Raw genomic sequence first — 17,981 nt, forward strand, 5'->3', positions numbered from 1 at the left:
CCCGCGCTCAGTACCAGTGGTTGGCCTGCCAGAACGACCACGCCTCACAGGGGCTGCCGTACCGGCTGTCCATGTAGTTCAGGCCCCACTTGATCTGGGTGGCCGGGTTGCTCTGCCAGTCGGCGCCGGCGGAGGCGTACTTGCCGGCCGGCAGCGCCTGGAACAGGCCGTAGGCGCCGGAGGAGGCGTTGACCGCGTGGTAGTTCCAGCTGGACTCGTGGTCCACGATGTTGCTGAAGCACTGGAACTGGCCGCTCGGCACCATCTGGGCCGCCATCGCCTGGATCTGCGCGGTGGAGTAGGAGCCCAGGATCGGGAAGTCGCCGGCGCTCCGGCTGGCCTTGGTCTTGGCCTCGGCGCGCTCCTTGGCCGCCTTCTCGGCGGCCTCCTTCTTCGCGACCGCCGTCTTGGCCGCGGCCTTGCGGGCCGCTTCCTCGGCGTCCTTCTTCGCGCCCTCGTCCGCGGCGATGGCCTGGTAACTGGCCTGCTGCGTGAGGGACGCCGTCTGCACCTGGGCCTGCTGGCCCACCGGCAGGTCTGCGAGGAGCGTCGCGTCGCTCGCCGTCGCCTCTGCGTCGTTGGACTGCGCGACACTGCCCGAGGCAACGCCGACGACGCTTCCGACAGCGGTGACCGCCGTGGCCGAAGCCACTGCGAATCCCCGGACCGAGATCCGGCTCACACGGTTTTCCTTCCAGCATCGTCCGCTTCGATGACCCTGGCGGACGCGATCGTGCCCTTGACGCTGGTCTCCGAACTGCGGGGTCACAGGAGACACGGGCCCGGTGGGCAACTCCCGGAGGGGAGCGCCGCGTGGTGCTCGGGCGGCATACGACGGCGCTATGGAGTTGAACAGTGGTGCAAGTGGGTTTCCGTACCCCTGGGGGTACAGGTGTGCCGTATGCGGGGCCTGACAGAACCGAGACTCTGCCGTAACCCGACACCGCAAGGCAATTCCGAGTTGGGTGTGAAAGCTCACACCTGTGGGGACCCCTGGGATTTCGCGAAACCCCCGCACACGACGGCGCCGCCCGACTAGGCTCACAGCCTTTGTCGGACGGCGCCAACTACCGCCGAGCCCCGATGGGTTGGGGCGAGTGGATCAGATCTGCCCATCCTCCAGCATTTCGGTCACAAGCGCCGCGATCTGGGACCTCTCGGACCGGTTCAGCGTGACGTGCGCGAAGAGCGGATGCCCCTTCAGTTTCTCGACGACGGCCACCACGCCGTCGTACCGGCCGACTCGCAGATTGTCCCTTTGCGCCACGTCGTGGGTCAGCACCACCCGGGAGTTCGCCCCGATCCGGGACAGAACGGTGAGCAGCACATTCCGTTCGAGCGACTGCGCCTCGTCGACGATCACGAAGGCGTCGTGGAGGGAGCGGCCGCGGATGTGGGTCAGCGGCAGGACCTCCAGCATGCCGCGCGCGGTGATCTCCTCGATGACCTCGCGACTGGTGACCGCGGACAGCGTGTCGAAGACCGCCTGGGCCCAGGGACCCATCTTGTCGGCCTCGGAACCGGGCAGATAGCCCAGCTCCTGCCCGCCCACCGCGTACAGCGGCCGGAAGACCATCACCTTCTGGTGCTGACGGCGCTCCAGGACCGCCTCCAGACCCGCGCACAGCGCCAGCGCCGACTTGCCGGTGCCGGCCCGGCCGCCCATGGACAGGATCCCGACGTCCGGGTCGAGCAGCAGATCGAGCGCGATGCGCTGCTCGGCGCTGCGGCCCTTGATGCCGAAGGCCTCCCGGTCGCCGCGCACCAGCCGGACGCTGCCGTCGGCGGTGACCCGGCCCAGGGCCTTGCCGCGCTCGGACTGGATGGTCAGACCGGTGTGCACGGGCAGGTCGGCGACCTCGGCCACCTGCAGGCGCCCCTCCTCGAAGAGGATGTCCACCTGCTCGCCGGACAGCGTCAGTTCGGACATTCCGGTCCAGCCGGAGGATCCCGTGATGGCGAGCTCCGCGCGGTACTCCTCGGCGAGGAGACCGACCGAGGACGCCTTGATCCGCAGCGGGAGGTCCTTCGACACGACGGTGACGTCGAACCCCTCGGCCTGCAGGTTGCGGGCCACCGCGAGGATGCGGGAGTCGTTGTCCCCCAGGCGGTAGCCGGTCGGCAGCACGCTGGGGTCCGAGTGATTGAGCTCGACACGGACGGTCCCGCCGAGTTCCCCGATCGGGATGGGAGCGTCGAGGCGACCGAACTTCACCCGGTAGTCGTCCAGCAGACGCAGCGCCTGACGGGCGAAGTAGCCGAGCTCCGGATGGTGCCGCTTGGCCTCCAGTTCCGTGACCACGACGATGGGGAGCACGACCTCGTGCTCCTCGAAGCGGGTCATGGCGTTCGGGTCGGCCAGCAGGACGCTGGTGTCGAGAACATAGGTGCGCCGGTCTGGCATACGGCGCTTTGTGCTGGTCACCACGGAAGGACGTACCCCCTCGGATGAGGTCGGGGAGCGACGGAGTGGAGCTGGACCGGTTCGCGGCCGCCCTGCACGGGCCGAGAACCGGCCCCCCGCTGCTTGTTCCGTGCCGTGACCGCACGGTCGGGCTGGTGCAAAGGGCCTCCCGGGCGGACGGCCCCGTGCCGTCCGCTGAGATCCGACACCCGTGGTTCGGGCGTCGACCTGCTTGGGTTATGCCCTCTCACACGCCTCGCCATGCCACGGCATATGACGGCGCGCCGGTGAACTCCACGTTACTTCCGCCCCGAAGGGGGTACACGGACCGTCCTCATGCGGACGGGGGGTGGGCCTCAGCCGCCGTAACGCCGGTGGCGGGCCGCGTAGTCGCGCAGCGCCCGCAGGAAGTCGACCTTACGGAAGGCCGGCCAGAAGACCTCACAGAAGTAGTACTCCGCGTGGGCCGTCTGCCACAGCATGAATCCGGACAGCCGCTGCTCGCCGCTGGTGCGGATCACCAGGTCGGGGTCGGGCTGGGCGCCGGTGTAGAGGTGGCGGCCGATCAGGTCGACGCTGACGGAGTCGGCGAGCTCCTCCATCGAGGTGCCCTTCTCCGCCGCGTCCACGATCATCGAGCGCACGGCGTCGGCGATCTCCTGACGACCGCCGTACCCGATGGCGACGTTGACCAGTATTCCGTCGACGTGGGCGGTGGACTCCTCGGCCTCCTTGAGCGCGGTCTGCACATGGGAGGGGAGGATGTCGGGGGTGCCGACGTGGTGGACGCGCCAGCGGCCGTCGGCGGCGAGGGTGCGCACGACGTCCTCGATGATGCCGAGGAGGGGGACGAGCTCTTCCTGGGGGCGGTCGAGGTTGTCCGTCGACAGCAGCCAGAGGGTGACCACCTCGACGTCCGTCTCGGTGCACCAGCCGAGGAACTCCTCGATCTTGTCGGCGCCGGCCCGGTGGCCGTGTTCGGTGGTGGATCCCGCGGCCTTCGCCCAGCGCCGGTTGCCGTCCATGATGACGCCGATGTGCTTGGGCACCTGAGCGTGGTCCAGGTGGCCTTCCACCCGGCGTGCGTACAGCCTGACCAGAAGGCCGCGCAGCTTGTCGCGCAGGTTCACGTGATTGTCAGCCCCTCCGTACGGTGCGGTCCCCGCGGGGCGCAGCCTACCCCTGTGCGGACTTGGGCAAAAAAACGGGCCGGTCCGTGGGGGGGAGACGGACCGGCCCGAGGGGGGGTTTCCACCATAACCCTTCGTAAGTGATGCTGCGCGCATCGGCGCGCCACAACTACTCTCCGGAGTCGCTCGGCGACGCGCCGGTGCCCTCCGCGGACATGGTTCCTGGGTCATTCATGGCTGGAAAACAGCCGATTCGCAGGGAAGTGGGCCCTTGCACCGAAGGATGTGCAGGTTTTGCGGGGGCTTGAGCCTCGCGGGCCGCGGGTCCACCGTCCCTCTGACGGGCTAACCCGGCCGGGCACGCCCGCTTGACGCGGGCGGCACCGCGCAGCCCCCTCCGCTGCGCGGCGACGTCCACGCAGCTTTGCTCACGCGAGTTGCCTGGGCCCGGACTTACGCGAACGGCACGCAGCTGCGAACCACTCGCGATGACGAGGTGGAACTCCGTGGAGACACGGGCCGCTCGACCGCTGCCGCGGCGGGCCCGCCCGGCGGTCGCCGGCCGGTTCACCGCCGACGGGCCTCGACGAGATGGCGGGTGCTGTGGGCGACGAAGGGGCCGTCGGCCTCGATCCGCTCGTGCAGGGCGCGCAACCGGGGCCGGTAGGCCTCCACCGTGAAGCCCGGGACCATCCAGACCACCTTGCGCAGGAAGTGCACGACGGCCGCGACGTCGTGGAACTCGACCCGCAGCCGTTCCGCCCGCAGGTCGACGATCTCCAGCCCCGCCGCCTCCGCCCCGGCACGCTCGCGGTCCGGGTGCCGGCTGCCGCTCACCCCCTCCGGCTGCGGCCCGAGGAAGAACTCGACCAGCTCGAACACGCTGCGCGGGCCCACGTGTTGGGCGAAGTACGTGCCGCCGGGCTGCAGGACGCGGGCGATCTCGTGCCAGAGCGGCCGCACCGGGTGTCTGCTGCTCACCAGGTCGAAGGAGGAGTCCGCGAAGGGCAGCGGCGCGTCCTGCGGGGAGGCGACGACCGCGATGCCGCGCGGCCGCAGCAGGGCGGTGGCCCTGGCGACGTTCGCCGGCCAGCCCTCGGTCGCGACGGTGAGGACGGGGGCCTTGGGATCGGCCCGGGCGAGGGCGAAGTCGAGGACCTCCCCTCCCCCGGTCTGCACGTCGAGCGCGGCGCTCGCGACCGCCAGCCGCGCGGCCAGCGACATCGCGTACCCCCAGGAGGGCCGCGCCTCGGTGGCCCGTCCCTCGAACCAGGAGAAGTCCCACCCGTCGGTGGGAACGGCCGCGCCTTCGGCGAGCAGGTCCTCGAAGCCGGCCTTCCCGCCGCCGTCCTCGTGACCGCCCGTGGCGCCGTCCCTGCCGTCCCTGTCGTCCCTGTCGTCCCTGTCGTCCCTGTCGTTCATACGACGATCGTGTCAGAGGGGCCGCAGGGCCGCCGCCGATTTCCGGGGCGCTCGTGGTCCAGCGGGACTCGACCCGCCGATGGGCATGGCGTGGACATCCTTCCGCGGGCGACGGCCCCTTTCCGCGTCCCGGCTCGCTACCGTGCACAGGACGGCGACGGAGCCGAGGGGAGACGGACATGGCGCGCTGGCGGGACGGACGGGGCGAACTCCTGGTGGACGGGGTCCGGGTGCCGTTGGAGATCGCCGCCTCGTACCGGGCCCGGACCAGAGGGCTGCTCGGACGGGACGCCGTGGACGGGGCGCTGCTGCTGTCGCCCGCCGGCGGGGTGCACACCTTCGGAATGCGCATGCCGATCGACGTCGCGTACCTCGACCGCCGGCTCACCGTCATCGCGGTGCGCACGATGGCGCCGGGGCGGCTGGGGCTGCCCCGGCTGCGGTCCCGGCACGTCCTGGAGGCGGCGGCCGGCGCGATGGCGGGGTGGGGGCTGACGGCCGGGGTGCGGGTGCGGGTGTGCGCGTGAGGCTCAGCCCGTCGTGCGCGGGAACGTGACCTCCACCCGGCGGTTCTTCTTGCGGCCGGCCTCGGTCGCGTTGTCGGAGATGGGGAACTGCTCGCCGTAGCCGCGCACTTCGAAGGTGATGTCCGGGTCGCCGAGAAGGCCCGCGAGCTGCGCCTGGACGGCGTCCGCCCGCTGCTTCGACAGGACGTCGCCGTGCGCGGAGGAGCCCAGGTCGTCGGTGAAGCCGAAGACCCGGACGACCTTGGTGTGCTGCTTCCTGATCTCCTCGGCGATCGTCGAGATGCGGGACTTCGCCTGCGCGCCGAGTTTCGCGCTGTCCTTGCCGAAGAGGACCTCGGCCTGCAGGGCGAACGTGACGTCCGCGTTGGTGTCCTCGCGGCGCTCGTCCCCCGACTGGTCCTCGACGACCTGCTTGATGTCGAGCACCTTGGGCTCGGCGAGGGTGCCGCCCTCGGGGAGCTTGAGATCGGGATCGTTGGGATCCACCCGCACGGGCGCGGCGGCGGTGGCCTCGGTGCCGGGCGGGACACTGGGCGCGGTGTCGGCCCGCACACCGGGAAGGGGCGCCGCCAGCACGACGGTGAGGGTGAGGAGGGCCAGGGTGAGGCGGGAACGTGCGGGACGCATGGCGGACCTCACCCGGAGATCGTGATCGGGGCCGAGGCGAATGTCGGCAACTGGAAGGTGACCTCGGCGGTGCCCGAGGGGGGCGCCGGGAACTGCATGAACACGGAGAGGCTTTCCCCGGACTTGACCGTTGAGAACCCCGAGGTCGTGAGTGGCCGTCCGTCCGTGTCGCGCAGCACGTAGTACCGCTTCTTGCCCTTGGGGTCGACGAGGGTGGCTCCGCCGAACGACCTTCCGTTCCTGACGATCTCGGTTTCGTTCCCGCTCAACGCGGCGGGGACGACGACGCTTTTGTCCCCGTCGTTCTTCAGCGTGCCGTTCACGGTGACGAAGCCGCCGGAGTCCCGCTCGGCCGACGTGATGTCGAGGAGGAGCCCGTCCGAGCCCCTGAGTTCGGCCAGCGGCGTGTCGGACTGCCCCTCCTGCGCGCTGGGCTTGGAGTCGCTCGCCTTGGACCGCGAGGTCGACGTCTCGGGCTTCTTGTCGTCGCCCCCGCCGCCGCAACCCGCCGCGCCGAGGGCGAGACCCGCCGCCACCACCACTGCGATCGACCCCCTGCGGGCCTTCGTCGTGAACGCCATGCCCATGTCCCTGCTTCCTTCGTCGCTCATGGTTCGTCGGTCAGTCGGCCAGATGGACGCGGAAGAGGTCCTGAGGCTCCGGCAGGCTCGCGGGATCGTCCGGATCCGGCGTCCAGTTCCTGTTGTTCTTGCACGTCAGTTCCGGCAGCGCGTCGTCCGCCGCCTCCTCGCCGGGAGGGTCGAAGGTGCAGAGCGGGTCGATCACGGCCAACGCCTCGGCCCGCGATCGGACACTCTCCGTGCCGGGGATCACGGAGTCCCCGACGGACTTGTCGGTGAGGACCTCGACCCTGAAGTCGAGACCGCCCTCGGTGCATTCGGTGACACTCGCGTCGTTCTGGGCAGCCAGATCGTCGGCGCGGGGGCACGAGGGGGCCAACCCATCGGCGATTCCGTTCAGGATGCCCGGCCATTCGGCCGGGTCGCGCACGACGTCCGCCCACTTGCCCGCGAGTTGGTCGCGGGTGTCCTGGGCCGCCGCCAGCGCCGCCGCGTCGGCCGCCGTCTGGGCGCCGTTCCGGTTCGCGGCGGCCTGACCGACCGCCAGGTAGGCGAACGCGAGAAAGAGCAGGCCCGCCACCACCGTGATGTAGATGGGGAAAGCCTGCCCTGCGTCGCCGCGCGGTGGTTTCAGCCGCCGGTGACCTCGGCGATCTTCGCCGTGATCGCGTCGTAGATCGTCTGCCCGATGTCCGTGCCCGTGATCGCCAGGACGATCGCCACGACCACCGCGATGATGCCGAGGTACTCCACCGCCGTCTGGCCCTTGTCGGCGCGGGCGGCCCGGGCCTGGAAGTACGCGACGGTGGTGTTGATCCAGTTGGTCATGCTGTTCCCCTCCGGGTGTCGCGTGACCGGCTCGCTGGGCGCCGGTGCCGCTGTCGGCATCCTGAGCGTATGCCTCGGCGCCCGTCGCGCCAGAGGGCCTCAGGGCCCAATCCCGGGCCCAATCCCGGCTCGTCCGGCCGGTGCGCCACCCCTTCACCCCGTCATCCCACCCCTCGGCGTGACGCTCCGGCCGCCGTCCCCAGCCACTTGGCCGCGGCCTCGGAGCGGCTGGTGCTGTGCAGCTTGGCGAAGATGCGGTTGATGTGGTTCTTGACCGTCTTCTCGCTGATGAAGCAGGTGGCGGCGATCTGCCGGTTGTTCATGCCCGACGCGATGAGATCCATGATCTCCGCCTCCCTCCCGCTGAGCGCGCACCTGGCCCCGCCCGTCGGCACCGATGGTTTCACGGATGATTGCAACTGCGAAAGGGATTCCTCTGAACTCAGGGAAAACAAGGAGACATAATCCGCTTCATCGTGTGCAGTCGCAGTTTCTTGCAGGTGTGCCAGCACCGCCGTCGCCGCCGTCGGGGTGAAGTGGGCCCGGCCCCGCGTGACGTCCCGCACCGCCGCCGCCAGCTCCTCCACGGTGAACTCCCCGTGCACCAGGTAGCTGCCCGCCCCACCGCTCAGGGCTTCCCGGACGGTCCGGGCCTCGTGGCTGTACGTCAGCATCACCACGTGGGCGATCCGCGCCAGATGGGGCAGGGCCGAGAGGCCGTCGACGCCGGGCATGCGGACGTCCAGCAGGACGACGTCGGGCCGGTGGCGGACGGCGGCCTCGTAGGCCTCCCGGCCGTCCGCCGCCTCCGCGACGACGTCGATGTCGTCCAGGTCGCTCAGCAGCGCGGTCAGGCCCGCGCGGACCACGGGGTTGTCGTCGGCCACGATCACCCGCACGGGGGCGGGCCGGGGCGGCGGCGGGAACAGGGGGTGCACGGCGCCCGGCTGCGGCGGTCGGTCCGGCGGTCGGTCCGGCATGACGTGGCTTCCGTTCGGGTGGGGGACGTCGTTCACGGGCGGGTCTCCGTGAGGGGCAGCTCCAGGCGGACTTCGGTGCCCCCGGGGTGGGCGCCGCGGCCGATGTGGATGCGGGCGCCGATGGCGGCCGCCCGCTCCACCATGCCGACCAGGCCGAAGTGGCCGTCCCGGCGCAGTTGTTCCAGGGTGGTGCCGACGGGCAGACCGCGTCCGTCGTCGTGCACGCTGATGCACAGGTGATCGTCGTGGACGCCCGCCCGGACGTCCACGCGTGTGGGATCCGCGTGGCGCTGGACGTTGTCCATGGCCTCCGAGGCGATGGTCAGCAGCTGGCGGGCCACCGCGGGCGGGACCGGGAGCGTCGCGCGGTCGCCCGTGGCGTGGTAGCTCGCCGTGAGGCCCGTGCGGTCGGCGAACGCCCTGGTGCGGGCGGCCAGTTCGGGCAGCACGTCGACGTCCTGCGCGGGGTTCGGCTGGTCCCTGCGCAGTTCGGTGAGGAGTTCGCGGGACTCGGCGGCGGCGCGGCGTGCCGCGCGGGACACCAGGTCGGCGTGCCGGCGCACCCGGTCCGGGTCCATGTCCGGCGAGCCCGCCGACCGGGCCAGGGCGTCCGCCGCGAGGGCCACCCCCTGAAGCGTCTTGGCCACCGAGTCGTGCATCTCCCGGGCCAGCCGGGCGCGCTCGGCGGCGACCGCCTCGGTGACGGCGAGACGGGCCCTGACGCTGGTCAGCGCCTGGGTGGCCGACCCGAAGCGGAGCATGAGCTGGCGCAGGGTGGAGCCCATCGCGCCGGTGATGACGCAGAGACCGGGCAGCAGCAGCCGCTCCGCGACGGCGGTGTCCGGGCCCTGCCGCAGGGCCGCGTGGACGAGCAGCAGGATCAGCGACTGCAGGGAGGCGAAGCAGGCGGCGCCCCGCCAGCCGTACACGATGCCGGCGAGCAGCGGGGTGCACACGCTGACGTAGGCGAGCGTCGTGTCCGGGCCCGCGGAGATCAGCAGCAGCGCGCCGAACAGGGTGTCGACGGCGAGGAGCGAGGGGTGGCGCAGCAGCAGGGGTCCGAAGCGCTCCCAGTCGCGGAAGAGGACGTAGGAGCCCATGAAGGTGACGACCACGGCCGCGCCGACCAGCCGGACGCCCGTGCCGGGCGCGGCGTTGAGGAGCGCCGCGGGCGCGGCGACGGCGATCATGGCCAGCCGGAACCCGAAGACCTGCCGGCACATCGCCTGCAGCGCGTTGACCTGGAGGGAGACGTCCGCCGTCGCCGCGGGTCCGCGACCGTCGGCCGGGCCCTCTCCGTTCGCCGACGTGGTGGCCGGGGATGCCGTGGTCCCCGGCGCCGTGGTCGGCGGCGGCGCCGGGCGTCGTCGCGGGAGGCCGCCGTGTGCTCGTGTGGTCGCCGCCATCGCCGTCCCCGCCTAGTCGCCCGTGAGGGGGCTGAAGTCGGTGCCCGAGCCGAGCAGCAGGCCGGCGCCGAGCAGGAGCATGGTGGCCGGCACCATGAACGTGGTGATCATCAAGGTGGCCCTGGGCACCGCGCGGGCCGCCTTGCGACGGGCGTTCTGGGCGTCCGTGCGACGCATGTCCTTGGCGATCGAGACCAGGGTGTCCACGATCGGCGCGCCGAGTTCCTCGCCCTGCTGAAGCGCCGTGACGAACATGGCGACCTGTTCGGAGTCGTTGCGGCGGCGCAGCTCGGCGAAGGCCTCGCGACGGCTGACGCCGAGGTCCATCTGCCGCAGGGTGATGCGGATCTCGTCCGCCCAGGGGCCCTCGTACTTCGACGCGACCCGGCCGAGCGCCTGCCGGAAGCCCAGCCCCGCGCTCACCACGACGGCGAGGACGTCGAGGAAGTCGGGCAGTGTCCGCTCGATGACGTCCTTGCGGATGCGGATCGCCGCCCAGATGCCGACCTCGGTCCAGAACGCGGCGAACGCGAAGAGCACGAGCGCCAGGACGATCCTGCCCTGCAGGAGGAACACCAGCCCGCCGAACCCGCCCAGCGCGCCGTACACCGCGCGCCGGGCCGCGTACCGGTCGATGGTCAGACCGCCCGGGTTGCCCGCCAGGTCGATCTTGCGGCGGTACCTGGCCACCCGCTTGGGGCCCATGAGGCGCAGCACGGCGGGGGCGTACCGCATGCCCGTGCGGTCGACGAGCGAGTCGACGGCGCCGGTGCGGGTGGCGCCGACCTCCAGGGCGAGGGCGAGGTCCGGGGGGAGTCTGGCGTCCGCCCGGTACATGCGCACGCCGGCGAAGGCGCCCCAGACGCTCAGGCCCATGACGGTCGCGAGCAGCAGTTCCACGGGTCGTGCTCCCTTCCCCTCGACTCAGACGTCGATCCGGGACATACGGCGGATGAGGACGAAGCCGACGGCGTACAGCACGAAGGCGATGATGACGGCGCCCTGGCCGACCGGCGAGCCGGTCATGCGTTCCAGGGCGCCGTCCTTGACCCCGTTCATCAGGAAGAGGGAGCCCACCCCCAGCACCGGGACGGCGTAGGCGGTCGCGTTGACCTGCGACAGCTGGGTGCGGACCTCGCGCCGGGTCTCCTTGCGCTCCTCCAGCGTCTCGGTCAGGTTGCGCAGCGCGCCGACGACCTGGCCGCCCGCCCGGTTGGACAGGACCAGCGTGGTGACGAGGACGACGAGTTCGCGGGAGGGCAGGCGGTCGGCGAGTTCGCCCAGGGCGTCGTCCATGGAGTGGCCGACCGCCAACTGGTTCGCCACCTTGGCCAGTTCCTCGCCGGCCGGCGCCTCCAGCTCCTCCGCCGCCATGCCGATCGCGGTGCGCAGCGCCAGTCCGGCGTGGGTGGCGTTGGCGAGGATGCGGGCGAGTTCGGGGAGTTGGTTGATGAACTTCTCGATGCGTTTCTGGCGCTGCCAGTTGAGGAACTGCCAGGCGGCCCACACCCCGAGCAGGCCGGCCAGCGGGCCGAAGAAGGGAGCCAGGGTGGCCTGCCCGATCAGCCACAGACCGGCCACCGCCGCCAGCATGCCGGCGAAGAACTCGCCCGGCGTGACGTCGAGGCCGGTCGCCGCGAGCCGCAGCTCCAGTCTGCGGCCCGCGGTCGTGCGGCGCAGCCGTCGGTCCAGGCCGCGGAACCGGCGCCGCCGGCCGGCGCCCGGCGCCCGGCCGGTGGCGGAGAGGCGTTCGACCAGTTCCGCCCGCTGCGCCCGGCCACGCCCGTGGACGTGCAGGCCGACGACGGCCAGCGCGCAGGCCACGAGGGTCGCGCCGGTGGTGAGGGCGGTCAGGGTGTCGAGGTCCATGGGCGTCACCGGGCTTCCCTGGTCGTCAGTTCGTGAGCCGATCGCGCCACGCCGAACGCCTGCGGGATGGGCTGGCTCGCCATGTACAGGCGGTCCGCGGCGCGGCGCGGGAGCGGGAAGTACGCGAAGGCGCCGTGCACACGGCCGTCGGCGGCCATCGGCCGGGCGTCGAAGCGGGCGATCGTGGCCAGCCGGTACGGTTCCCCGCCGTGACTGTCGAGCAGGGCGATCTCGGTGACGCGCCGGGCGCCGTCGGCGAACCGGGTGAGCTGGATGACGACGTCCACGGCGCTGTTGATCTGGTCGTGGAGGGCGACGAAGGGGATCTCGACCTCCGACATCGAGGCGAGGGTCTGCAGGCGCATCAGGGCGTCCTCGGCGCTGTTGGCGTGGACGGTGGCCAGGGAGCCGTCGTGGCCCGTCGACATCGCCTGGAGCATGTCGAGCGACTCGCCGCCGCGGACCTCGCCGACCACGATCCGGTCCGGCCGCATCCGCAGGGAGTTGCGGACCAGGTCGCGGATGGTGATGCGGCCGTTGCCCTCCACGTTCGGGGGGCGGGCCTCCAGGCGGATCACATGGGACTGCTGGAGCTGGAGCTCCGCCGAGTCCTCGATGGTGATGATGCGTTCCCCGTCCGGGATCAGGCCGGACAGGGCGTTGAGCAGGGTCGTCTTGCCGGTGCCCGTCGCGCCCGAGACGATCACGTTGAACTTCGCCTGCACCAGCCCGGCGAGCAGGTACAGCATCGGCTCGTCCAGTGATCCGAAGCCGACCAGCTCGTGCAGGGTGAAGGAGCGGGGGAAGCGGCGGATGGTGAGGACGGGTCCGGTGAGCGACAGCGGCGGGATGATCACGTTGACGCGCTCGCCCGAGGGAAGGCGGGCGTCGACCATCGGGTTCGTCTCGTCCACCCGGCGGTTGACGGTCGAGACGATGCGCTCGATCGTCTGCATCAGCTGGTCGTTGGACGCGAAGCGCAGGGGGAGCTGTTCCACCCGGCCGCCGCGCTCGACGAAGATCGCGTCCGGTCCGTTCACCATGATCTCGGTGATCGACGCGTCCTCCAGCAGCGGCTCCAGGATGCCGAGGCCGAGCGCCTCGTCGACGACCCGGCGGATCAGCTGGGCCCGTTCCGCCGTCGACAGCACCGGGCCCTCGCGGCTGATGATGTGCCCCAGCACCCGTTCCAGGCGCGCCCGGCGCTCGGCCGCCGCCAGCGAACTCATCTCGGCGAGGTCGATCTCCTCCAGCAGCTTGGTCCGGTAGGAGGAGACCAGGTGGCCGTCCTCGGCCCGGCCGTTCTCCTCGGGGGAGGTGATGCGCGCCCGCAGGCTCATGTCGGCTGCCCTTCCCTCAGTGGTCGACCGGCATCGTGGCCGTCTTGTGGGCCTGGCCGAAGTCCCCTATGCCGGGGATGACGGACGGGATGGTGACGCTGGAGGTGACCCGGACCTCGTCGCCGGCGGACGCGCGCTCGCAGCCGGCGTCCAGCCAACTGCTCACCGCCCGCTCGCAGTCGCCCGCCCAGTCCTGGTCCAGCGAGGCGCTGCGCGCGCCCGTGCGCGCCGCCGTCCCGGCCTGCTGCGCCGCGTAGGCGACCAGGCCGAGCTGTACGGCGGCCAGCGCGACGGCGAGCAGGACGGGCAGGAACCCCAGGTACTCGATGGCCGCCTGCCCCCGGTCGCGCCCGGGGGCACGACCGCTTCCGCGCCGTCGGCAGGCCATGTCAGTCGCCGTCCTCTTCCTCGACCGCGCCGGCGTGACCGTGCACGGTGAACGGCAGGTTGAAGGCGCCCGGGAAGAGCACGGGGACGTGCAGGGTGACGTCGGCCGTGACATAGCCGGTGCCGCTGCCGCCGCATTCCACGTCGGCGTCCGCCTGCCACGCGTCGGACAGCTTCTCGGTCCCCGCCTCCTGACACACCGCGTTCCGCTCCCCCGGATCGGCCGCCGTCCCCGCCCGTACCGCCTCGTCGGCAGCATTCCCCGCGAGCGTGTACGTGTATCCCAGGAGGACGAACTGCCACACCACCACCAAGGTCACGATGATCAGCGGGGTCATGCCGAGGAACTCGACGGTGACCTGGCCCCGGTCGCGCGCGAGGAACGCCCTCTCCTGCCGTGCGCTCATCTCACTCCCTCCGCCGCCGGAACCCCGCCGGACCCCGGTCCGGGCCGCGTCCCCGGCCGCCGCCGCGGCGCACGAGGGCGGTCTCCGGCGCCTTGACCAGCCCCAGTTCGCCGGCGAGCGCCCACAGCGCCTGGCGGACGGCGCCCTTGCCGTCGAGGGCGTCCACCCGGCCGGCGTCGACCGCGGCCTGGAGCTCCTTGAAGTTGGCGGGGACAACGGTCGCGGCGACGGCCGTGCCGGTGATCTTCTGGATGAGGGAGGGCTGGATCTCGGTGGCGCGGCTGTTGCGGTTGACGACCACGGTCGTCTCCTCGGCCTTGCGGATCTGCAGCCGGTCCCACATGCGGACGGTGCGTTTGGCGCCGCGGACGGCGACGACGTCGGGGGTGGTCACCAGCAGAGCGCGGTCGGCCAGTTCGACGGCGGCCGCACCGGCGCCGCCGAGCTGGGCGCCGCAGTCGACGATCACGACCTCGTAGCGCGAGCGCAGCGCGGTGAGGATCTGGCGGGCGGCGCGGTCGGTGACCTCCTCGCCGCGCTCGCCCTCGCCGGGGGCCAGCAGCAGGGCGACGCCGCTGTCATGGCGGAAGACGGCCTCGGCGAGGATGCGGGGCGAGATGTCGGCGATGGCGGCGAGGTCGACGACCGAGCGGCGGAACTGGACGTCCAGGTAGGAGGCGACGTCGCCGGCCTGCAGGTCGAGGTCGACCAGGGCGGTGGGGCGGCCGGAGGCCTGTGCGGCGAGGGCCAGCTGGACGGCCGTGAGGGTCGCGCCGACGCCTCCCTTGGCGCCGCTGACGGTGACGACGGTGCCGCCGACGCCGGTGAACACGTCGCCGCCGTGGCCGAGATGGCGTCGTACGCCCACCGACCACTGGGCGACGGCCTGGACGCGGCCCGCGAGGTCCTCGTAGCTCAGCGGCAGGGTGACCAGGCCGCGGGCGCCGGAGTCCATGGCGGCGGCGAGCAGGCCCGGACCGGCGTCGCCGGTGACGAGGATGACGCCGACCGCCGGGAAGCGCAGCGCGACCTCGCGGACCAGTTCCAGCGCCGGCACCGGGCCGATGCGCTCGTGGACGACGACGACCTCGGGCAGTTCGTCGACCGACTCGGCGGCCAGGCGGGCGAGGGTGTCCACGAGCTGGGTGGAGTCGCCCACCGGGGTGAGCGGTTCGGCGTCCGGGAGCTGGCTGAGCAGGGTGGTGAGGGAACGGACCGCGTCCGCGTCGCCGACGGCCGGGAGGATCCTCGTGGGCATGGGCGGCGGCCTCTCACTTGTCCGTGGTGAGTTCGTACGTACGGTCCTTGTCGGGGACCGTGGCGCTGCCGCCGGGTGCGACGAGGGCGAGGCGGACGCGCTTGGCGAACGACTCCGCGTACGTGATGCGCTGGGCGTCGAGGGTGGACAGCGCGAACGTGATGGGGACCGCCCGGGTGGCCGACCGGTCCCGGTCCTTCTCGTCCGGCTCGAGAGCCTTGATCTCCCCGACGTCGAGGACCCGGGCGCCGGTGACGATGATCTTCGACTGGTCCGGGTCGCCGTCCTTGGCGCCCTCGAAGGTGGCATAGACGTTGACCGACGACCCCGGGGTGATCTTGCCGGCGACGCCGGTGGCGGCGTCGACCATGATGGCGACCTCCTGCTGGCCCGGCTGGAGGGCGGGCTGCTCGACGATCATGTCGCTCTGCAGCAGGGAGCCCTTGCGCAGCGTCGTCACGGCGATCTTGCCGCGGATGGCCGCCAGGTCGGTGACGGCGTTCTCGGACAACCAGCGCTCGGGCATCTCGATCTTCTTGAACTGGTCCGCGCTCAACGTGGTGTACGGCGCCACGTCGGCGCGCAGCTCGTACGCGGTGACCTCGGGGCCGACCTTGGACTTGACGTCGTCCATGACGGACAGCACGCCGGCGAACGCGCCCAGGGCGCACACCACCGACAGGAGCAGGAGAATCACGCCGCGGCGCTGACGGGAGTTCATGAGCCGTACAACCTCGTCGGGGGTCGGGTCGAGCGGACGGGAACGGGCGTGCGGGACACCGCGGATCAGCCGCCCGCGGTGAGCTCGCGGGCGGAGCGGGCCGTGCGGGCGGTGCGTGCGGCATGGACGGCGCCGGCGGTTCGGGCGGTGAGGTCGGCGGCGGGCGGCGGGGTGGCCGAGCAGAAGACGCAGCGGTCGCCGATGACGTCGATGCCGCACCAGTGGCAGACGCTCTGCCGGACCGAGGCGACCAGTTGGTAGAGGACCGACAGGTCGGGCAGATAGGCGCAGAACTCGATCGCCTTGCCGGTGCCCCACCAGTCGGCGGACTCGGCGGGCAGCGTCGTCTCCCGCAGCCCCTGCGCCTTCCAGGCGGGGGCGAGGGTGTCGGTGACCCAGGAGGACTGCAACTGTCCGCGCGCCACCAGCAGCCAGGTGCCGAACTCGGGTCCGGGAAGCACGGTTTCGGGGGTCGCCCGCAGCAACTGCGGCTGCGGGTGCGCGAGCACGCCGAACTGGCTGCCGGGGACCCAGGAGCGGGCGTGCGACGTCAGGCCGACGCCGGGGACACGGTCGAGGCGGGCGACCGAGCCGAGGAGCGCGCCCGCGTGCAGGTAGTGGGTGAGCAGCCGGCCGGCGCAGGCGAGGACGCCGGGTCCGAGGTCGCAGGAGGCCAGCTGGCGCAGCTGGCGGGCCAGCACGGCCACCGCGAGCGGCGGGAGGTCGGGGCGGAAGAGCGCGATGCGGTCGCTCTCCAGGAGGGAGCGGACGGTGTGCAGGCGTCGCTCCACGGCGGCCGGCACGGCCCGCGAGTACAGGACGATCAGGTGGCCGTGCTGTTCGACGAGCGTCTGCACGGCGCTGAGGGCCTGTTCCAGCGGCTGTCGGTCGAGGTCGGCGAGAACGGTGGCGGGCAGGGTGCGTTCGTCCTGGGGCGGCAGCGCCAGGTCGGCTCCGGTCACGGCAATGGCTGTTGGCACGCGCAGCTCCCCGATTCCCGCGGTCCGGTCCACCGGCGTTACTCCGGTGCACCGGGGTGACTTCATTGCGTGACTACCTCAGCACTGTATCCAGCCCCCTGTGGCCGGAGAACAGCTTTCCCTGGCTGCCTGTCAACTCTTTGTGGCGCAACTCGCGTCAAACCGGGGCAGGTTACGCGTGATCCGTGCAGTAGCGGGGTGCGGGGACGGCCGGCCGGGGAGTCACCGAAGCGCGGCCGCCGCAGCGCGGGCAGACCACGAGCACGTGGGCGGTGAAGCAGGCGAGCGGGGCCCCGGGTCGTGGTGGCGGGCGGGCCCGGTCTCGGCAGCGGGCGGACGGCTCCGCCGCTCGGCCGCCATCGGCTAGCAGCCCGTCGGCCGGTAGTGGCCGAGCACCCAGGTCAGTTGGGCGAGCCAGCCCTGCAGTCGCTCCCTCGGCTTCGCCCTCACCACGCATTCGTAGACCCTGCCGTCCAGGTGGACGACGGCGACCATCAGCGCCTTCCCGTCGGGGCTCGCCTTGTGGTGCACGCTGCGGATCTCGGGCCACGGGAAGTCGACGGTGATGTCGTACATCTCGAACGCGACCCCCGACGCGTCGACGACGACCGAGTTGCGCTTGTCGACCGCCAGGAACTCCGGTCCCGGCACGGGCGGTCCGGGCTGCGGGGCGTACTGGGGCGGTCCGGGCTGCGGGGCGTACTGGGGCGGGACGGGCTGCGGGGCGTACTGGGGCGGTCCGGGCTGCGGGGCGTACTGGGGCGGGACGGGCTGCGGAGGGAAGGCCTGGGGTGCGTACTGCGGTGGGGGCGGGCCGAAGCCCGGGGGCACGGCAGGCGGTGGCGGCGGCTGGTCTGTCACAGCCGCAACCTACCCGCCGCCGGCTGTGGCCCTGCTTCCGGTCCGCCGTGCCTTGCGGGGAGAGGTGTCGTCGTCACTTCCGGAGCGGGTCCCGGTGGTCGTGGAGTCTCCCGTGGGGGCCCGTGGTGTCCGCCATGAGGGTCGAGAAAGCGCAAGGACGCCGGTCCGGCAAGAGGGCGTGCGCGATCTCCACTCGTTGTGCTCACCAGCGGACATCGTGGTGCCCGCCGCCCACTGCGTTCCGGGTACCGGC

At 72.0% G+C, this 17,981-nt stretch carries 20 protein-coding genes; 1 reads left to right on the top strand and 19 read right to left on the bottom strand.

Translation table 11 applies throughout. The annotated features are described in order from the left end of the window. Positions 1-7: 7 nt before the first annotated feature. From ACFVYK_RS04075 to ACFVYK_RS04090, 4 genes are all read right to left on the bottom strand, one after another. Complete coding sequence (locus ACFVYK_RS04075) at positions 8-682, bottom strand: transglycosylase SLT domain-containing protein (protein WP_389768215.1); 675 nt, start codon at positions 680-682, stop codon at positions 8-10. Between the two features lie 420 nt (positions 683-1,102). After that, a complete protein-coding gene (locus ACFVYK_RS04080) occupies positions 1,103-2,428 on the bottom strand; it encodes a PhoH family protein (RefSeq protein WP_389768217.1) in 1,326 nt (441 codons plus the stop codon). A gap of 332 nt (positions 2,429-2,760) precedes the next feature. Beyond that, on the bottom strand, positions 2,761-3,534 hold the full coding sequence (locus ACFVYK_RS04085; protein ID WP_389768219.1) for an isoprenyl transferase: 774 nt from the start codon (positions 3,532-3,534) through the stop codon (positions 2,761-2,763). A gap of 567 nt (positions 3,535-4,101) precedes the next feature. Then, complete coding sequence (locus ACFVYK_RS04090; protein ID WP_389768221.1) at positions 4,102-4,956, bottom strand: methyltransferase domain-containing protein; 855 nt, start codon at positions 4,954-4,956, stop codon at positions 4,102-4,104. Between the two features lie 179 nt (positions 4,957-5,135). Here ACFVYK_RS04090 and ACFVYK_RS04095 point away from each other — a divergent pair, with 179 nt between their 5' ends. Further along, positions 5,136-5,483: a DUF192 domain-containing protein gene (locus tag ACFVYK_RS04095; RefSeq protein ID WP_389768223.1), complete on the top strand. Its 348-nt coding sequence runs from the start codon at positions 5,136-5,138 to the stop codon at positions 5,481-5,483. 3 nt (positions 5,484-5,486) lie between these two features. On the opposite strand, the gene ACFVYK_RS04100 is transcribed toward ACFVYK_RS04095, so the two are convergent. The 15 genes from ACFVYK_RS04100 to ACFVYK_RS04170 form a co-directional block, all read right to left on the bottom strand. Beyond that, positions 5,487-6,110 carry an OmpA family protein gene (locus tag ACFVYK_RS04100; protein ID WP_389768225.1) on the bottom strand — a complete coding sequence of 208 codons (624 nt, stop codon included), beginning with the start codon at positions 6,108-6,110 and terminating at the stop codon, positions 5,487-5,489. An 8-nt stretch (positions 6,111-6,118) separates the two neighbouring features. Beyond that, on the bottom strand, positions 6,119-6,697 hold the full coding sequence (locus tag ACFVYK_RS04105; protein ID WP_389768367.1) for a hypothetical protein: 579 nt from the start codon (positions 6,695-6,697) through the stop codon (positions 6,119-6,121). A gap of 34 nt (positions 6,698-6,731) precedes the next feature. Beyond that, on the bottom strand, positions 6,732-7,325 hold the full coding sequence (locus ACFVYK_RS04110; RefSeq protein ID WP_389768369.1) for a pilus assembly protein TadG-related protein: 594 nt from the start codon (positions 7,323-7,325) through the stop codon (positions 6,732-6,734). Beyond that, positions 7,322-7,519 (bottom strand): hypothetical protein, encoded by a 198-nt coding sequence (locus ACFVYK_RS04115; protein WP_389768227.1) that lies wholly within the window; start codon positions 7,517-7,519, stop codon positions 7,322-7,324. Before ACFVYK_RS04115 ends, ACFVYK_RS04110 begins: the two co-directional genes overlap by 4 nt. A gap of 161 nt (positions 7,520-7,680) precedes the next feature. Next, a complete protein-coding gene (locus ACFVYK_RS04120) occupies positions 7,681-8,499 on the bottom strand; it encodes a response regulator (protein WP_389768371.1) in 819 nt (272 codons plus the stop codon). Between the two features lie 32 nt (positions 8,500-8,531). Then, a complete protein-coding gene (locus ACFVYK_RS04125) occupies positions 8,532-9,905 on the bottom strand; it encodes a sensor histidine kinase (protein ID WP_389768229.1) in 1,374 nt (457 codons plus the stop codon). 12 nt (positions 9,906-9,917) lie between these two features. Further along, positions 9,918-10,805, bottom strand: a complete 888-nt coding sequence (locus ACFVYK_RS04130; protein ID WP_389768231.1) for a DUF5936 domain-containing protein — start codon at positions 10,803-10,805, stop codon at positions 9,918-9,920. 24 nt (positions 10,806-10,829) lie between these two features. Continuing rightward, positions 10,830-11,774 (bottom strand): type II secretion system F family protein, encoded by a 945-nt coding sequence (locus ACFVYK_RS04135; RefSeq protein WP_389768373.1) that lies wholly within the window; start codon positions 11,772-11,774, stop codon positions 10,830-10,832. 5 nt (positions 11,775-11,779) lie between these two features. Beyond that, entirely contained in the window at positions 11,780-13,114 is a 1,335-nt protein-coding gene (locus tag ACFVYK_RS04140) for a CpaF family protein (RefSeq protein ID WP_389768233.1), read from the bottom strand. Positions 13,115-13,130: 16 nt separating this feature from the next. Beyond that, positions 13,131-13,502, bottom strand: a complete 372-nt coding sequence (locus ACFVYK_RS04145) for a TadE/TadG family type IV pilus assembly protein (RefSeq protein WP_389768235.1) — start codon at positions 13,500-13,502, stop codon at positions 13,131-13,133. A gap of 1 nt (position 13,503) precedes the next feature. After that, positions 13,504-13,908 carry a TadE/TadG family type IV pilus assembly protein gene (locus ACFVYK_RS04150; protein WP_389768237.1) on the bottom strand — a complete coding sequence of 135 codons (405 nt, stop codon included), beginning with the start codon at positions 13,906-13,908 and terminating at the stop codon, positions 13,504-13,506. 1 nt (position 13,909) lies between these two features. Then, entirely contained in the window at positions 13,910-15,166 is a 1,257-nt protein-coding gene (locus tag ACFVYK_RS04155; RefSeq protein ID WP_389768239.1) for a CpaE family protein, read from the bottom strand. A 13-nt stretch (positions 15,167-15,179) separates the two neighbouring features. Continuing rightward, complete coding sequence (gene cpaB, locus ACFVYK_RS04160) at positions 15,180-15,887, bottom strand: Flp pilus assembly protein CpaB (protein ID WP_389768241.1); 708 nt, start codon at positions 15,885-15,887, stop codon at positions 15,180-15,182. Between the two features lie 65 nt (positions 15,888-15,952). Next, positions 15,953-16,867 (bottom strand): hypothetical protein, encoded by a 915-nt coding sequence (locus ACFVYK_RS04165; RefSeq protein WP_389768243.1) that lies wholly within the window; start codon positions 16,865-16,867, stop codon positions 15,953-15,955. A gap of 363 nt (positions 16,868-17,230) precedes the next feature. Then, positions 17,231-17,728, bottom strand: a complete 498-nt coding sequence (locus tag ACFVYK_RS04170) for a hypothetical protein (protein WP_389768245.1) — start codon at positions 17,726-17,728, stop codon at positions 17,231-17,233. Positions 17,729-17,981: the final 253 nt, after the last annotated feature.

The organism is Streptomyces sp. NPDC058291 (assembly GCF_042880855.1).
Lineage (GTDB): Bacteria > Actinomycetota > Actinomycetes > Streptomycetales > Streptomycetaceae > Streptomyces.

What these genes read in the sequence shown, in the direction of transcription:
- ACFVYK_RS04090 (WP_389768221.1), bottom strand. Translation starts at nt 4,956, where the DNA reads ATGAACGACAGGGACGACAGGGACGACAGGGACGACAGGGACGGCAGG.
- ACFVYK_RS04095 (WP_389768223.1), top strand. Translation starts at nt 5,136, where the DNA reads ATGGCGCGCTGGCGGGACGGACGGGGCGAACTCCTGGTGGACGGGGTC.
- ACFVYK_RS04100 (WP_389768225.1), bottom strand. Translation starts at nt 6,110, where the DNA reads ATGCGTCCCGCACGTTCCCGCCTCACCCTGGCCCTCCTCACCCTCACC.
- ACFVYK_RS04105 (WP_389768367.1), bottom strand. Translation starts at nt 6,697, where the DNA reads ATGGGCATGGCGTTCACGACGAAGGCCCGCAGGGGGTCGATCGCAGTG.
- ACFVYK_RS04115 (WP_389768227.1), bottom strand. Translation starts at nt 7,519, where the DNA reads ATGACCAACTGGATCAACACCACCGTCGCGTACTTCCAGGCCCGGGCC.
- ACFVYK_RS04120 (WP_389768371.1), bottom strand. Translation starts at nt 8,499, where the DNA reads ATGCCGGACCGACCGCCGGACCGACCGCCGCAGCCGGGCGCCGTGCAC.
- ACFVYK_RS04125 (WP_389768229.1), bottom strand. Translation starts at nt 9,905, where the DNA reads ATGGCGGCGACCACACGAGCACACGGCGGCCTCCCGCGACGACGCCCG.
- ACFVYK_RS04135 (WP_389768373.1), bottom strand. Translation starts at nt 11,774, where the DNA reads ATGGACCTCGACACCCTGACCGCCCTCACCACCGGCGCGACCCTCGTG.
- ACFVYK_RS04140 (WP_389768233.1), bottom strand. Translation starts at nt 13,114, where the DNA reads ATGAGCCTGCGGGCGCGCATCACCTCCCCCGAGGAGAACGGCCGGGCC.
- ACFVYK_RS04145 (WP_389768235.1), bottom strand. Translation starts at nt 13,502, where the DNA reads ATGGCCTGCCGACGGCGCGGAAGCGGTCGTGCCCCCGGGCGCGACCGG.
- ACFVYK_RS04150 (WP_389768237.1), bottom strand. Translation starts at nt 13,908, where the DNA reads ATGAGCGCACGGCAGGAGAGGGCGTTCCTCGCGCGCGACCGGGGCCAG.
- ACFVYK_RS04155 (WP_389768239.1), bottom strand. Translation starts at nt 15,166, where the DNA reads ATGCCCACGAGGATCCTCCCGGCCGTCGGCGACGCGGACGCGGTCCGT.
- cpaB (WP_389768241.1), bottom strand. Translation starts at nt 15,887, where the DNA reads ATGAACTCCCGTCAGCGCCGCGGCGTGATTCTCCTGCTCCTGTCGGTG.